This is a genomic window from Pseudoalteromonas espejiana DSM 9414, from assembly GCF_002221525.1.
GTDB lineage: Bacteria > Pseudomonadota > Gammaproteobacteria > Enterobacterales > Alteromonadaceae > Pseudoalteromonas > Pseudoalteromonas espejiana.
The window spans coordinates 3,533,176-3,547,635 of sequence record NZ_CP011028.1 but is presented as its reverse complement, the minus strand read 5'-3'; the positions used below and the strand labels follow the sequence as shown (position 1 = coordinate 3,547,635).

15 protein-coding genes are annotated in these 14,460 nt (G+C 41.2%); 4 read left to right on the top strand and 11 right to left on the bottom strand.

Features of this window, described 5'->3' with window-relative positions; translation table 11 throughout:
- Positions 1 to 408 precede the first annotated feature (408 nt).
- From PESP_RS16165 to PESP_RS16145, 6 genes are all read right to left on the bottom strand, one after another.
- Positions 409 to 1,605 (bottom strand): dipeptidase, encoded by a 1,197-nt coding sequence (locus PESP_RS16165; RefSeq protein ID WP_089348936.1) that lies wholly within the window; start codon positions 1,603 to 1,605, stop codon positions 409 to 411.
- Between the two features lie 57 nt (positions 1,606 to 1,662).
- Positions 1,663 to 1,917, bottom strand: a complete 255-nt coding sequence (locus PESP_RS16160; RefSeq protein ID WP_089348935.1) for a YheU family protein — start codon at positions 1,915 to 1,917, stop codon at positions 1,663 to 1,665.
- Positions 1,917 to 2,906 (bottom strand): hydrolase, encoded by a 990-nt coding sequence (locus tag PESP_RS16155; RefSeq protein ID WP_089348934.1) that lies wholly within the window; start codon positions 2,904 to 2,906, stop codon positions 1,917 to 1,919. Before PESP_RS16155 ends, PESP_RS16160 begins: the two co-directional genes overlap by 1 nt.
- 111 nt (positions 2,907 to 3,017) lie before the next feature.
- Complete coding sequence (locus tag PESP_RS20480; protein WP_004589623.1) at positions 3,018 to 3,164, bottom strand: hypothetical protein; 147 nt, start codon at positions 3,162 to 3,164, stop codon at positions 3,018 to 3,020.
- Positions 3,165 to 3,709: 545 nt separating this feature from the next.
- Complete coding sequence (locus PESP_RS16150) at positions 3,710 to 4,132, bottom strand: TIGR02444 family protein (RefSeq protein ID WP_089348933.1); 423 nt, start codon at positions 4,130 to 4,132, stop codon at positions 3,710 to 3,712.
- Positions 4,119 to 6,038: an ATP-binding cassette domain-containing protein gene (locus PESP_RS16145; protein ID WP_089348932.1), complete on the bottom strand. Its 1,920-nt coding sequence runs from the start codon at positions 6,036 to 6,038 to the stop codon at positions 4,119 to 4,121. The genes PESP_RS16150 and PESP_RS16145 overlap by 14 nt, the downstream gene beginning before the upstream one ends.
- A gap of 132 nt (positions 6,039 to 6,170) precedes the next feature.
- On the opposite strand from PESP_RS16145, the gene PESP_RS16140 reads away from it, so the two are divergent.
- Positions 6,171 to 6,374, top strand: coding sequence for a YheV family putative zinc ribbon protein (locus PESP_RS16140; protein ID WP_004589620.1), 204 nt, complete (start codon positions 6,171 to 6,173; stop codon positions 6,372 to 6,374).
- Between the two features lie 23 nt (positions 6,375 to 6,397).
- Here PESP_RS16140 and PESP_RS16135 read toward each other — a convergent pair whose 3' ends face one another.
- Together PESP_RS16135 and PESP_RS16130 are read right to left on the bottom strand one after the other, a co-directional pair.
- The gene (locus PESP_RS16135) at positions 6,398 to 6,610 is read right to left on the bottom strand and encodes a SlyX family protein (RefSeq protein WP_089348931.1); all 213 of its coding nucleotides are present in this window, start codon (positions 6,608 to 6,610) and stop codon (positions 6,398 to 6,400) included.
- Positions 6,597 to 7,595: a WD40 repeat domain-containing protein gene (locus PESP_RS16130; RefSeq protein WP_089348930.1), complete on the bottom strand. Its 999-nt coding sequence runs from the start codon at positions 7,593 to 7,595 to the stop codon at positions 6,597 to 6,599. The genes PESP_RS16135 and PESP_RS16130 overlap by 14 nt, the downstream gene beginning before the upstream one ends.
- Positions 7,596 to 7,797: 202 nt before the next feature.
- Here PESP_RS16130 and fkpA point away from each other — a divergent pair, with 202 nt between their 5' ends.
- Positions 7,798 to 8,544, top strand: coding sequence for an FKBP-type peptidyl-prolyl cis-trans isomerase (gene fkpA / locus PESP_RS16125; RefSeq protein WP_089348929.1), 747 nt, complete (start codon positions 7,798 to 7,800; stop codon positions 8,542 to 8,544).
- Positions 8,545 to 8,606: 62 nt separating this feature from the next.
- Here fkpA and rsd read toward each other — a convergent pair whose 3' ends face one another.
- Positions 8,607 to 9,077, bottom strand: a complete 471-nt coding sequence (gene rsd / locus PESP_RS16120; protein WP_089348928.1) for a sigma D regulator — start codon at positions 9,075 to 9,077, stop codon at positions 8,607 to 8,609.
- 526 nt (positions 9,078 to 9,603) lie between these two features.
- Here rsd and hemE point away from each other — a divergent pair.
- Positions 9,604 to 10,668, top strand: a complete 1,065-nt coding sequence (gene hemE / locus PESP_RS16115; RefSeq protein WP_055015496.1) for a uroporphyrinogen decarboxylase — start codon at positions 9,604 to 9,606, stop codon at positions 10,666 to 10,668.
- Between the two features lie 67 nt (positions 10,669 to 10,735).
- Here the strand turns inward: hemE and sthA are convergent, their stop codons facing one another.
- Both sthA and PESP_RS16105 read right to left on the bottom strand, forming a co-directional pair.
- Positions 10,736 to 12,166: a Si-specific NAD(P)(+) transhydrogenase gene (gene sthA, locus PESP_RS16110; protein ID WP_089348927.1), complete on the bottom strand. Its 1,431-nt coding sequence runs from the start codon at positions 12,164 to 12,166 to the stop codon at positions 10,736 to 10,738.
- Between the two features lie 13 nt (positions 12,167 to 12,179).
- On the bottom strand, positions 12,180 to 13,313 hold the full coding sequence (locus PESP_RS16105; protein ID WP_089348926.1) for an acyl-CoA desaturase: 1,134 nt from the start codon (positions 13,311 to 13,313) through the stop codon (positions 12,180 to 12,182).
- A gap of 127 nt (positions 13,314 to 13,440) precedes the next feature.
- Here PESP_RS16105 and fabR point away from each other — a divergent pair, with 127 nt between their 5' ends.
- Positions 13,441 to 14,061, top strand: coding sequence for an HTH-type transcriptional repressor FabR (gene fabR / locus PESP_RS16100; RefSeq protein WP_058547975.1), 621 nt, complete (start codon positions 13,441 to 13,443; stop codon positions 14,059 to 14,061).
- Positions 14,062 to 14,460 lie beyond the last annotated feature (399 nt).

The window sequence follows — 14,460 nt, the reverse complement described above, 5'->3', positions numbered from 1 at the left end:
ATTTAGCTTACATGAAGGTGGCGCTCTTACCTTAGGCATAGGTGCTTTGTAGCAACGTTCAATGAGTAATAATTAGCCTAGCTAATTAATACTAAAAAAGCCCGAGCTTAGCCTCGGGTTTTTTAATGCCTGCAATTTCTGTCATGTGAAGGTGGCGCTCTTACCTTAGGCGTAGGTGCTTTGTAGCAACGTTCAATGAGAAATAATTAACGTTTAAGTTAATTATTAGAAAAAGGTCACTTAGGTGGCCTTTTTTAATGTCTGAAGGAAAGTGGTTAGCTATCAGTTGCTCGGTATTAAATCTAGAGGGTTACGCTTGGCTTAAGTTTAAGTGACTTAGGTATAATTCAGGCATAAAAAAGCACGGCTCTATGCCGTGCTATTAATTAAGTTTTGAAAGCTTACACGCTAGTGTTTTTTCGCATATGCCTCAGCTTGCTTCCACACTCTTAGTGTATTGCCACTTAAAATCTTTTTAATGTCTGTATCGCTGTAGCCTCTATCCATTAAGCCTTGCACTAGGTTAGGGTAGCTCGACACATCTTTTAAGCCAATAGGTAAAGAGTCGCCTACACCGTCGTAGTCTGAGCCAATACCCACGTAATCAATACCAATTAGCTCAACTACGTGGTCAATGTGATCAAGCACTTGCTCAAGGCTTGCAAATGGGAATGGGTTTTTAGCACGATACGCTGCGTCAAAGTCTTTACTAGGCTTAGTGCCTTCTTTTTTAACGGTTTCTTTAGTGCTTTTAAGGTCTTTGTACCAAGCCCCTGCTTGAGAGGTTACAAAGCTTGAGCCAAAGTTTATTTGGATAACCCCACCGTTCTTTTTAAGCGCCTGTAGCATATCGTCATTCATATTACGCTCAAAACCTGGTGTGTACTTACGAAGAGATGAGTGCGATGCAATAACTGGCGTATTAGAAAGCTCCATGACCTGATAAAACGCATCATCTGATATATGCGACACATCAATCAGCATGCCTACGTTGTTCATTTCAGTGATTAGCTTTTTACCAAATGGGCTTAACCCTTTCCACTTACGACGTATATCGTAAGATGAGTCAGAAATATGGTTACTTTGCGAGTGTGCAAGCGTGATGTAGCGAACACCACGGTCAAAAAAGTGCTGAAGGTTTTTCATATCGCCTTCAATTGGTGAGCCATTTTCCATGCCCATCGCAATTGAAAGTTTACCTTGTTTAAACTGCTCTTCTATATCAGCGGTAGAGCTGGCAATAGCAAATTTATTAGGCGCACGTAATGCGATTGATTCCATACTATCAATCATTTGATTGGCAAGCTGGTAGCTTTTACCTTTACCTTCAAATTCTAAATTAGCAGGAATATAAATCGACATAAATGGCGCATTTAATCCGCCTTCAATAGCGCGAGGGTAGTCAAAATCGCCACCCTTGGTTGCTTTGGTTACATCAACCCACTTTTCGTGAATTCGATAAGGCACATCAATATGGGTGTCGATTAAAATAGTATCTTTAGCGAGTTTAACGGCTTTGTCTGATGGGCTTTTTACTTGCTCTGCAAAGGCTTGGGGTGTTAAAGCTAGTGATATGGCTACCACTAGAGTGCTGAGTTTTATCATGTTTTGGCTCTTTGGGTAAAAAGATATTGTGTACGTACTCGTAAAAAGTTACAAGTGCTAATCAAATGACTGCGCTTGGTGTTCTTCACTTTGAAGGGCTTTAAATTCGCTTTTTGAAATAATAGTGACCGACTCATGTAACTCTGAAAAAAACACCATAGCTTCACCGCTTTTAAGTTGCTGGTTAACTTGTGCTACTTTATTTTCAATACTTACTTCTTGCGCACCGTAATCAGTGCCCTCACGCAGTACGTAACTTTCAATTAAATTATATAGCGTGTCTTTATCGAGCTGTTCAAAAGGGATTATCATTACTGCTTACTACTCGCTTTACTTGGGACATATTGGCCAAAATAGTGGGGCACGGCTTTTTCTAACCAAAACACCGGCCTAAGCGGATTGTTTCCGCTAATAAACCCTACATGACCACCTTTTTCAGAGACACTCAGCGTAACATGCTCACTTACATCTTGCCTACTCGGTACGGCTTTAATAGACAGCATAGGATCGTCTTTAGCGTGAATAATAAGCGTAGGAATCGCAATATGTTTCAAATATGGCATCGCACTGGCTTGGCGATAGTAATCGTGTGCGTTTTCAAAGCCATGCAGAGGCGCGGTGAGTTGGTTGTCAAATTCAAGCAAATCATCAATCTGCATGAGCTGCTCGGTGGTAATAGGTATTTGCTGCTTAATTTGCGGCAATTTGCGCTGCATCGATTTTTTCATTCTATCGAGTAAATACTTTTGATAAATTTTGCCCAAACTTTTACGAATAACTTCACTCGATGACGATAAATCATAAGGCGCAGAAACAACAGCAGCGGCACTTAATGGGCAGTTTTTACCTTCTTCACCTAAGTATTTAGCTAACACATTACCGCCAAGTGAAAAACCAACAGCCATAATCGCGCGGCTGGGGAATTGCTCCCTTAAATGATTTATAAAAAACGCTAAGTCTGCAGTATCGCCGCTGTGATAAGCACGCGGCAGCCGGTTTACTTCGCTAGAGCAGTTTCTAAAGTGCATAAGCACCACTGCATAGCCTTGCTTTTTTAGCGCTTTCATCATGCCTTTGGCATAAAAGCTATTAATGTTGCCTTCTAGACCATGTAAAACAATAGCAAGTGGAGCGGTTTCGTTATGTGGTAGCGACCATGCAAGTTCAATAAAATCACCGTCGGGTGTATCAAGTTGCGCTAGTTCGTAGGACGTATTGTGAAATGGGCGGAAAAAACGCGGCATTATGGTTTGAACGTGACGATTAGTCATCCACCATGCGGGTTTGAACTTATGGATCATGTGTTTACTACGCACTATGTAAAAAACGAAACGTTAGTGTATCAAATTTTTCACTTTATAAAATAAAAAGCGCCTAATCAGTAACCTGAGTAGGCGCTTTGTGCGTCGTGCTTAATGATGCTCGGGAACTTCAGCCTCGCTAATCTTTTTAATAAAGTAAAAAGCGTAAAATAGGCAAAGAGAAATCACTACGCCTAAAATCCCAAAAGACATAAATAAAACAGGGTCGCTAAAAAAGTCTCTAAAGAATACGTTCATGATTAATCTCCTCGTTCAGTTGATGGATTAATCATAGAGCGAGTTTGCAAGGTGTAACGTGATCGAGATCAAACAATTTTCCTAAGTGGAAAAAGTAACCAAGTAAAGTTGATGTAGATCATGTTTTAGGGGCTAGTTAGTTACTGCAGCACCTATAGGCTTTTTATAATCAATCGGCTTAAAAACCTTTTACACAAAGAGAAAAGAATGGGGATTAAATTAGGGGGGAGCAATAAACTTATTGAGCCAAATAATTGCTCAATATTTGTATTTTGTCTAAGTAATCTAGTTTTTTCCTCTAAAAGCGCAGCGTTTCATAATCTCTTTGTGAATAATTTACTTAAAGGTTTTTTGCACAAAGAGAAAAGAATGAGAAATAAATTAGGGGGAAGGCAATAAACTCCTTGAGCCAGCTAATTGCTCAATACTTATATTTTCCCTCTAAAAGTGCAGCGTCTCTTAACCTCTTTGTGAATAAATTACTTAAAGGTTTTTGTACAAAGAAAATAGAATGAGCATTAGAAGAGAGTATAAAAACTGACTGCCTAAGTGGCTTTCACATACAGCTCAATGTTGTTTGGTTTTACAGCTTCTAAAAATTCAAATTTATTCGCAGTATCAATCAGTATTTGCTGTTGTTGTTTTTCAAGCTTTAACTCGGCGCTTAATAGCTCTTTACGTATTGCTGCGTAGTCACTAATCGTATGCTGATGTTCTTTTAAATAGCTACGGGCAGAGCGCAGTGGATTAAGTGCCTGCGTATCAAATTCGTCAATTGACTCTATCAAAGCACTGAGCTGGTCGGTGTTAATGCTTAGCTTGAGTGAGTCTAAATAAAGCAATAACAAACACAAATTAACGTTTTTACCTTGCTGGTTTTGTAGTGCCAGCAAGATGTGTTGTTGCTCTGGCTTTGCGTATAAGGTGCACGCAAATTGCCAAAAGTTATCGCTATTAAGCAAGTTCATCAGCAAAAGCCTGTTCTTTTTCTTCCATTTCTTCAAGCGCCATCAGTAGCGCTTCTTCAATGTCGTTAAGTTTAGGCGTGAGTGTAGCCTGTTTGGTAATTAACTCTTTTAACTGCGCTTTGTTTTCGTCGTTGTAGAGTTCGTTATCGCCAAGTGCCACTTCTACCTCGCTAAGCTCTGCAGAGTACTTATCTAGTTGCTTTTCAAGTTTTTCAATTTGCTTTTTAAGCGGTTGAATCGCTTTTCTAAATTCGGCTTCTAGGCGCTTTTGCTCTTTACGGTTAACGCCCGGGTTTGCTTTTGGCTCGTCAGGTTGCTGGCTTTTAGCAGCTTCTTTATTGGCGTTTAGTAGCCATTGATAATAGGCATCTAAATCGTAACCAAACTGAGTCACTTTGCCATCATCTACTAAATAAAATTCATCAGCGGTGTTTTTAAGCATGTGGCGGTCGTGCGATACGGTAACCATAGCGCCTTCAAAGCCTTGCAGTGCCATTACTAGCGCGTGGCGCATTTCTAAATCAAGGTGGTTAGTTGGCTCATCAAGCAGTAGTAAGTTAGGCTTTTGATATACCAGCATAGCAAGCACTAAGCGGGCTTTTTCACCGCCCGAAAACGGCGCTACTGGCTCAAGTGCTTTATCGCCAATAAAGGCAAAGCCACCTAAAAAGTCACGTAGTGATTGCTCGCTTGCTTGTGGGTTTAAGCGCTGAATATGAGTCACTGCGCTGGCTTTTAAGTCTAGCGACTCTAATTGATGCTGTGCAAAGTAACCAATGTTTAACCCATGGTGCTGCACCACTTTACCCGCTTGCGGCTCAAGCTCCCCGGCTAAAAGCTTTATAAGCGTTGATTTACCCGCACCATTGCGCCCAAGCAACGCAATTCGGCTGCCAGGGACTAGGTTTAGCTCTATATTATTTAAAATAGTGACATCGCCGTAACCCGCCTTGGCTTTGTCTAAGCTCATAAGTGGGTTTGGCAGTGCTGTGGGTTCTGCAAATTCAAAATCGAACGGTGAGTCGGCGTGGGCTGGCGCTAGCTTTTCCATGCGCTCAAGGGCTTTAACACGGCTTTGTGCTTGCTTAGCTTTACTGGCTTTAGCTTTAAAGCGAGTAATAAATTGCTCAAGATGAGCAATTTGCTCTTGTTGTTTTTCAAACATAGCTTGCTGTTGTAATAGGCGCTCTGCTTTTTGGCGCTCAAACTGCGAGTAGTTACCTTTATAAACATTAATAAGCTGTTTATCTACATGCCAAATTTGATCAACCACTGCATCTAAAAACTCACGGTCATGCGATATAAGCACTAGTGTACCTGTATAGGCACGTAAAAAACGCTCAAGCCAATACACTGCGTCTAAATCAAGGTGGTTTGTTGGTTCATCAAGTAGCAGTAAATCGGCATCGCGAATAAGTGCTTGAGCTAGGTTTAGGCGCATACGCCAACCACCCGAAAAGGCGCTTACTGGGTTTTCTATTTGGTGATTGGCAAAGCCTAAGCCGTGGAGCAACTCGCCCGCTTTTGACTCTATGCTGTAGCCTTTAATATTTTCAAGCTGAATATGTACTTTGGCCTGTGTGTCGCCATCGTTGGTTTGCTCAGCTTCACGCAGGGCAATACGCAGTGCGTAATACTCAGGGTGACCTTGCAGTACGTAATCAATAGCGCTTATTTCAAGGGCGGGAGTTTCTTGTTTTACAGAGGCAATAGACCAATCTTTAGGAATGCTGCAATCACCGGCATCCAACTGTAGCTCAGACTTTAATAAACTAAATAACGTAGATTTACCACAGCCATTAGCGCCTACAAGGCCTACTTTGTGTTGTGGAAATAAAGTAGCCGAGGCATTTTTTAATAAGGCTTTTCCGCCACGAAGTAGTTCTATTTCTGAGATTTGGATCATGAATACGTTACTTTGCTATGCCCTTGTTAAGTTGGCGCTATCATACCATAGAACGTATTGCTCTTATCAAGCGTATCAACCTAGGAAGTTATACGATAAAATATGTGCAGTTCAAACCACAGGAAAAATGTTGTGAGACAAAAGAAGCGATTTATTGCTGGTGCATCGTGCCCTGAGTGCAAAGCCATGGACACCATGATGCTATACAGAGAACATGATGTTGAAAAAGTAGAGTGTGTAGAGTGCGGCCATAAAATGGCACAGCCCGATAACGCAGTTCAGGCATCTACTCGCCAATTTGAACAAGTGATTGGTGTATTTAAACCGGGCGATTAACCCGGTTTTATTTTGAGCTCGTTTTAATAATGTGGCGGAGGCGGCTCTTGTAGCTGCGACATTAACGAAGGTTGCTGCGATTCTTTAAGCTTTTCTGCTAGTAGCTCCGTTTGGCGCTTCATTTTTGCAAGCTGCTGTTGGTGCGCTTTTAGCTCGTCATTTAATATATCAATTGTTTCGTCTTGAAAAGCGACTTTAGCTTCAAGCTCCATTAAGCGGTGTTCAATTGTGTTCATTTGCTTCTCGTATTGTAAAGTGCTCTGCGATTCCGCTTGAGCTCTCGGTTAACAATGACTTGCCGTTTTCTATAAACGTTACATCTAACACCACTGCCGATTTAGGCTTACTGCCTTCGCGTGGTGTGACTTGCCAAGTTTGAATTTTTTCGCCGCTGGGTAGTTGCCATAAATCAACGCGTTTATTGGGCGAACCCGTTGCAAGCAGTGTACCTTGTTCGTTAAAACGTACCGCAGTAAAAATTTTCTGACGCGCAATATACGCCAGTTTACTCACAAGATCACCTGTAGTCAGCTTCCATACATGTGCTTGCTTCATACTATCGGCGGTAAATGCATAACGACCTTGTGGGTCTAGGGTTACTTGAGTTACGCGAGTAGGGTGGTTAAAGCGGTGAATAACTTGTCCTGTACGCGTATCCCAAAAATAGGCAACGTAATCGTTAGAGCCGCTAAGGGCATAGCGCCCGTTAGGCGATAAATCAACGGTATTTACTTTGTCTTGGTGGCCTAAAAATTCAATGCGGCGTCCGGTTTCAAGGTTTATAAATACCACTACGCCATCGCTTCTGCCGTATAGCACACTGCGACCTTGATTGCTTATGGCTATATCGCGAATAGTTGCTTGTTGAATTTTATAATAGCCGCGGTTTTCGCCGGTGGTTATGTCCCACACGGCAAACGTGGTTTTTTCAGCGGTAACGGCCACGCTGTTATCAAAAGCAATAGCTACAGCGTACACTAGGCTTTCTTGCGATTGTTGTTGAAACCATTGATATTTTAACACCTGCTGTTGATTATCCCACAGGGCGACCCCATGGTGGATAGAGGAGATCAGGCTGTATTTACCATCGTTAGATACTGCCGATGAAAACGCACCTTGTGCTGCGTGTTCAAAGCGCTGTGCAGCTTGCTGTTTTTGATCGCTACAAGCTATGGCTAATAAACAGCTAAAAGCGACTAAAAAAGTACGAAATATCGACATATTACAGGTATTTCCTCTTAACTCTTAGTGACTGAGAGGTTAGACTAGGTCACGTTGAAGGCCTAGGTTATTTGTCTAATCACTATATAGGTTAATTTTAATTTAGTTAGTTATTAAACAAGCAGCCTATCATGTAGGCCGTTAATCTTTAACTAGTAATAATACAATAAATGACAACTGCAAAGTGTGTCGGAGATTTAAAATGAAAAAGACGATTAGATTGTCACTGATTGCAGCGTCGGTTTTAGCGCTTACAGCTTGTAATCAAGAAGCAAAACAAGAAAAAGCTGAAGTTAAACTAGACACTGTAGAGCAGCAACAAGCATACGGTATTGGTGCATCTGTAGGTAACTTTTTAAATAAAGACCTAGCAGACAAATCAGAGATTGGTATTGAGTTAGACCAGGCACTATTAATTCGTGGTTTTGAAGATGCGCTTGCTGGTAATGCAAAAATTGACGAAGAAAAAATTCGTGAAGTACTTACTGAGCTAGATACATCTGTACGCGCTAAGCAAGAAGCTAAAGCAAAAGTTGAGTCTGAAAAAAGCAAAGAAGCAGGTAAGCAATACCTAGCTGACAACGCTAAAAAAGAAGGCGTAACAGTAACTGAGTCTGGCCTACAGTACGAAGTACTTAGCGAAGGCGAAGGCAAAAAGCCAGCAGCCACAGACGTAGTTAAAGTACATTACAAAGGTACTTTATTAGACGGTACTGAGTTTGATAGCTCATACGCACGCAACGAACCAACTACATTCCCTCTTAACCGCGTTATTGCCGGTTGGACTGAAGGTTTACAGCTTATGTCTGTAGGCTCTAAGTACAAGTTCACTATTCCATCTGAGCTTGCTTACGGCGACCGTGACCTAGGTAAAATTCCAGCTAACTCAACACTTGTTTTTGAAGTAGAATTACTTGAAATTCAAGATGACGAAGCACCAGCTCAATAAGCATTAGCTTATGAAGCAAAAAGGGACCCTTAAGGTCCCTTTTTAGTATGTGTTACTTTTTACTAATCGGCGTGATTGGCAAATAAGTTATCAATTAGCTCATCTTCTAACTCAAAACGTACTTCGAGTGTTTCACCTAGTACAGATAGGTCGTTATCAAACTCTTTAAGTAAATCTTCTTTGTCTACTTCAGCGTACTTATCGTTAAAGTCTAAAGCAATATCTGTGGTGCTTGAGATTCGTGGATAAATGTTACTTGCTAGCTGCTGGCTTTCAGGGCCTTTATTTTCACATGCTTTAGCAATGTCATCGTACACTTCAAAATGGCCTGCCGATAAGTAATCCATCAAAATTTGGCAAAATGCTTGAATTTGCTCAGGCTCTGGTAAAGCGTGATCTTTGTTATCGTATGGCGAAAACCCAGCCATTTTACAATAAAGTACAATTAACTCTTGGCGCTCGTTTAACCATTTATCAATGACAGTATGGCTACCACCCCATTTTTGTTGAGCTTTTTCTACGCGCGTCAGCATTACTGTTCTCCTAAGCTGGGTCACTCTTTATGGTTAAATATAAATATTTATCTTATGCATCAAGATATATTTAATTTAAGTGTATATCAACAAGTAAAAGGTATGAGCTGACACAAGTTTGTATATATTGTGGGTAATTATTATTTTATGGCAGGCAAGAAAAAACCACCGGTTAAGGTGGCTTAATTTCTTGTTTAGGCCTGTTAATACAAGCTTTCTTATTGTTATAGAAGATTTTTGTTATTTTTATTATAAATATTTTTATTATTGTTGTTTAAGATTTTTATTATTGTTCTTGTTAACGCGGGACAAACAATAACAAGGTTTTTGTTATGTTGCAAACATATTAACAAAAAGTTTTTATTGTTAGTTCTTTTTGGTTATTTAGTAGTCAAAAGAGGCTAAAAAAGCAACAAAAAGCCTTTGACTAGTCGTAACTTAGGTTTTGCGTGCTTATCGATAGAGAGGCAATGAATATGGTGGTACAATCTTGAACAATTTCTATAAGCCTCAGGATTATTACGCTATGAGTGAATTAAAAAACGACCGTTATTTACGTGCACTTGCAAAACAACCCGTTGATGTAACACCGGTATGGATGATGCGCCAAGCAGGACGCTATTTACCAGAGTACCGTGCTACACGTGCACAAGCGGGCGATTTTATGAGCCTGTGCCGTAATGCTGAGCTAGCGTGTGAAGTAACACTACAACCACTTCGTCGCTACCCATTAGATGCCGCTATTCTATTTAGCGATATTTTAACTATTCCAGATGCAATGGGGTTAGGTCTTTACTTTGAAACAGGCGAAGGCCCTAAGTTCGAAAACCCTATTTCGTCACTTGCTGATGTTAAAAAAATTCCAAAGCTAGACCCAACTGACGAGCTTGGCTACGTAATGAACGCAGTAAGCACTATTCGTCGTGAGCTAAAAGGCGAAGTACCGCTTATTGGTTTTTCTGGTTCACCGTGGACACTTGCTACCTACATGGTTGAAGGCGGTAGCAGTAAAGTATTTGGTAAAATTAAAAAAATGGCGTTTGCAGAGCCGCAAACACTTCATTTATTACTAGATAAACTTGCTGATTCGGTTATTGATTACTTAAACGCGCAAGTAAAAGCTGGTGCACAATCACTAATGGTATTTGACTCGTGGGGCGGTGTATTAAGTCCGCGCGATTACAACGAGTTTTCATTGCAATACATGCATAAAATTGTAGATGGCTTAATTCGTGAATACGACGGACGTAAAGTGCCGGTAACGCTATTTACTAAAAATGGTGGCCAGTGGATTGAAGCAATTGCAGCAACAGGCTGTGATGCAGTAGGCCTAGATTGGACCATTAATATTGGCGACGCTAAACGTCGTGTAGGCGATAAAGTTGCACTACAAGGTAATATGGACCCGTCAATGCTTCACGGTACGCCTGATCGTATCCGCCAAGAAGTAGGCACTATTTTAGAAGACTTTGGCACAGGTAATGGCCACGTGTTCAACTTAGGCCACGGTATTACACCAGATGTAGACCCAGAAAACGCTGGCGTATTTATTAATGCAGTACATGAGCTAAGCGCGCAGTACCATAAATAATGATAGCGATATTGTAGCTACTAAAAAGCCCGCTAATTAGCGGGCTTTTTGCTGCGCGGTTATAGGCTTATGTAAATAACCTATTCAAACCATTTAACGCCGCAACTCGGTAGGCTTCTGCCATAGTTGGGTAGTTAAATGTGGTATTTACAAAGTAATCAACGGTATTACCAGCGCCTTTTTGTTCCATAATGGCTTGGCCAATATGAACAATTTCAGAGGCACGCTCGCCAAAACAATGCACGCCAAGTACTTCTTTGGTTTCGCTGTGAAACAATATTTTTAAGCTACCTACTTCGGTACCTGCAATTTGCGCACGTGCAAGGTGTTTAAACTGCGCACGGCCAACTTCATACGGTACTTTCGCTGCGGTTAGCTGTTGCTCTGTTTTACCTACTGAGCTCATTTCAGGAATGGTATAAATACCTGCTGGAATATCTATAATCAGCTTATCTTCGCAATTACCACAGGCAATTGCATCGGCAGCTATACGGCCCTGATCAAACGCAGCACTGGCAAGGCTAGGGTAGCCAATTACATCACCTACTGCGTAAACGTTATCTACCTCAGTTTGGTACATTTCGTTTACTTTAAGCTGGCCACGACCATCGGCTTTTAAGCCAATGGCTTCAAGGTTTAGCGTATCGGTATTACCTGTACGGCCGTTAGCAAACAAAATACAGTCGGCTTTTACACGCTTGCCCGATTTTAAATGCATTACCACGCAATCTGAGCGCGTTTCTATACGGTCGAACTCTTCATTGTGGCGAATAACAATGCCGCTATTCCAAAAGTGATAGCTAAGCGCGTCAGAGATTTCTGCATCCATAAAGGCCAATAAGCGGTCGCGGGTATTTACTAAATCTACCTTGGCACCTAAGCCTTTAAATATAGAAGCGTATTCACAGCCAATAACACCTGCACCATATATAAGTACGCGTTGTGGGTCGTGCTCTAGGCCTAAAATAGTGTCGCTGTCGTAAATACGTGAATGGCTAAAGTCTACCTCAGGTGGGCGATATGGGCGCGAGCCGGTAGCAATCACAATCGTTTTTGCTGTTATACGCTCTGCTGAGCCATCAAGGCGTTTTACTTCAACCGTGTGCTTATCTACAAAGCTCGCATCGCCTTGGTACATATGAATGCGATTACGGTCGTAAAAGCTGCTACGTAAGTTTGACTGCTTAGAAATAACAGAACTAGCATGACTTAAAATATCAGGAAACGTTAAGCGGCTAGGGCGCTCGCCTACATTAAATAAAGGGTTAGCTTTGTATTCAATGTAACGGCTAACCGAGTGGCGTAATGCTTTTGAAGGAATTGTTCCCCAATGTACACAGCCACCGCCAACAGCTTGTTGGCGCTCAATTACCGCTACTTTTTTATCGTTTTTTGAAAGGTTCATGGCGGTACCTTCACCGCCAGGGCCCGTACCAATAATTATTGCGTCATATTGGTAAACTACGGGTGCTTTTTTTTGTTCTGGTTGTTTGGCCACAGCCACTCCTAAATTAATTAAAAGAGGCTTTTAATAACCTCGCATTAAGTGCTAGCCATGCCTGTTTTTGATTTTCCCAGGCGGCTTCCAGCTCATGGTATTGTGTCATTAATGCTGATTGTTCACACTGCTTTGCCATGTTATTTTTTTTAGCTTCTAACACTTGTTTTTGTAATGAACAGTAATTTTGCAGTTTTTTCAGCAGTAAATCGTACTCTTGTTGTAATAATGTAAGCTTATCTTGCGCTAAAGGCAATTTTGAAAGGCGTGTTTGCGTTTTACTCATCAGCGTTTCGGCTTTGGCTTTTTCTATACGTTCAACTGGCGTGCGCTTTAATTTGCTGGCTAAACCGAGTGCAGCTAAAGAGCGAATCATCCATTTAGTTGGGTCGTAATGAAACCACTTAATACCGTTACGGTAGTCGCTTGCAAAAATATGGTGGAAGTTATGGTAACCCTCGCCATAAGTAAATAATGCTAAAAAGCCATTATCGCGCGCGGTATTTTTTTCAGTGTATGGACGTGAGCCCCAAATGTGCGCCAGTGAATTTATAAAAAAGGTAAAGTGCTGGCTTAATACTAAACGTAGTAAACCTGCAAGTAGAAGCATTCCCCACACATCGCCTACTAATAAACCAAGTACAAGTGGTAAACCTACATTCATGGCTATAGCAAGCTTTAAGTAGTGTTTATGTTGCCACATAACAATTTTATTGCGTTGTAAATCGCGACAATTACTGTAATCGTTATAACTATCGCCTTGGTAATCGCGCAGCATCCAGCCAATGTGGCTGTACCAAAAGCCATTGGTAGCGGCGTAAGGGTCTTTTACTGGGTCATCTACTTGGCCGTGGTGTATACGGTGATCGCTACTCCAGTGTAGTGCACTGTTTTGCAAAGCAAATGCGCCACCAAGTGCAAAAATAAATTCTATTGCAGGGTGAACGTTATAGGCCTTATGCGCCCATAATCTGTGGTATCCGGCAGTGATAGATAGGCCTGCGTAAAACATACAGCCTATAAATGCAATCCAATGCGCGCTGGTAAATCCGTAACTAATGCCGTACCAAGGTACAAGTGTGACAGCCGCCAAAAAGGTTAGGCTAAAAAATAGGACGTTTGTCCAAATAATCGGTGGTTTATTCATCGTATTTACTCTCAGCGTACAACTGTAAGCTAAAATAGTGTTTCAATCTCTCGTCGTCAAGTATTAGACTAGACAATTAGGCTAATTATCATTAAAACTTCATATAAAATTACTCAGGGAGCTGTGGATGTCGGGTGTTAGAGCGCAACAGAAACAAAAAACACGACAAGCCTTAATTGAGGCGGCATTTAATCAGCTAAGTGCTGATCATAGTTTTTCTAATTTAAGCTTACGCGAAGTTGCCCGTGAAGCAGGCATTGCCCCCACCTCTTTTTATCGCCATTTTAAAGACATGAACGAGCTAGGCTTAACCATGGTCGACGAAGCCGGTTTAACGCTTCGCCAGCTTATGCGCCAAGCCCGCAGACGCATAGCCAGTGGCGGCAGCGTAATAAATACTTCGGTTGTTACCTTTATGGAGTTTATTGATAACTCAAGCAACCAATTTAGATTACTACTGCGCGAGCGTTCTGGCACCTCAAAAGCCTTTAGAGCCGCTGTAGCACGCGAAGTAAAACACTTTATTTTAGAACTTGCGCATTATTTAGAAAGTGAAACCAAGTGCGATTCAATCCACGCTTATATTCAGGCCGAAGCCATGGTTACGCTGGTATTTAATGCCGGTGCTGAAGCACTCGACATTGAAGGCCAGCAACGTGATGAATTAATTGAGCGTGTTATTTGGCAGCTGCGTTATATTACTCGCGGTGCAGGGCATTACATCAGAGAAACAAATAAAGAAGCGTAGCTTAAAAAAATAGCAAAAAGTTAATATAAGCAGAGTATTCTAAAGCGCTTATTAAATTAAGCATAAGCTCACTTATTCTTGCTTTTTTTATTCTTAAAATTGGTTTTTGTTAGATTTAAATTTCTATTTGATTCGGTTTTAAATATGTTGTGTAGAATATTTATGCTTGCACCCACTGCGCTGTAATGTTAAAAATAGGCCTCACTGAACACACACAAGAAACAAGATGCAAAATATTCGTTTAATTACACTAAAACTTAACCTCTTACTGCTATGGTCAGTGAGCGGGGATTAGTGTGTTTGCATCGAGTTGAACATTAAAAACCCCGCAATTGCGGGGTTTTTTTTATCTCGCGGCTGGGATAAATTGAAATTTGGGTAATAGAGGAATGAGGGGCA

Excerpts from the sequence above, each read along its gene's own strand:
- PESP_RS16165 (WP_089348936.1), bottom strand. The coding sequence starts at position 1,605 with ATGATAAAACTCAGCACTCTAGTGGTAGCCATATCACTAGCTTTAACA.
- PESP_RS16160 (WP_089348935.1), bottom strand. The coding sequence starts at position 1,917 with ATGATAATCCCTTTTGAACAGCTCGATAAAGACACGCTATATAATTTA.
- PESP_RS16155 (WP_089348934.1), bottom strand. The coding sequence starts at position 2,906 with ATGATCCATAAGTTCAAACCCGCATGGTGGATGACTAATCGTCACGTT.
- PESP_RS20480 (WP_004589623.1), bottom strand. The coding sequence starts at position 3,164 with ATGAACGTATTCTTTAGAGACTTTTTTAGCGACCCTGTTTTATTTATG.
- PESP_RS16150 (WP_089348933.1), bottom strand. The coding sequence starts at position 4,132 with ATGAACTTGCTTAATAGCGATAACTTTTGGCAATTTGCGTGCACCTTA.
- PESP_RS16145 (WP_089348932.1), bottom strand. The coding sequence starts at position 6,038 with ATGATCCAAATCTCAGAAATAGAACTACTTCGTGGCGGAAAAGCCTTA.
- PESP_RS16135 (WP_089348931.1), bottom strand. The coding sequence starts at position 6,610 with ATGAACACAATTGAACACCGCTTAATGGAGCTTGAAGCTAAAGTCGCT.
- PESP_RS16130 (WP_089348930.1), bottom strand. The coding sequence starts at position 7,595 with ATGTCGATATTTCGTACTTTTTTAGTCGCTTTTAGCTGTTTATTAGCC.
- fkpA (WP_089348929.1), top strand. The coding sequence starts at position 7,798 with ATGAAAAAGACGATTAGATTGTCACTGATTGCAGCGTCGGTTTTAGCG.
- rsd (WP_089348928.1), bottom strand. The coding sequence starts at position 9,077 with ATGCTGACGCGCGTAGAAAAAGCTCAACAAAAATGGGGTGGTAGCCAT.
- hemE (WP_055015496.1), top strand. The coding sequence starts at position 9,604 with ATGAGTGAATTAAAAAACGACCGTTATTTACGTGCACTTGCAAAACAA.
- PESP_RS16105 (WP_089348926.1), bottom strand. The coding sequence starts at position 13,313 with ATGAATAAACCACCGATTATTTGGACAAACGTCCTATTTTTTAGCCTA.
- fabR (WP_058547975.1), top strand. The coding sequence starts at position 13,441 with ATGTCGGGTGTTAGAGCGCAACAGAAACAAAAAACACGACAAGCCTTA.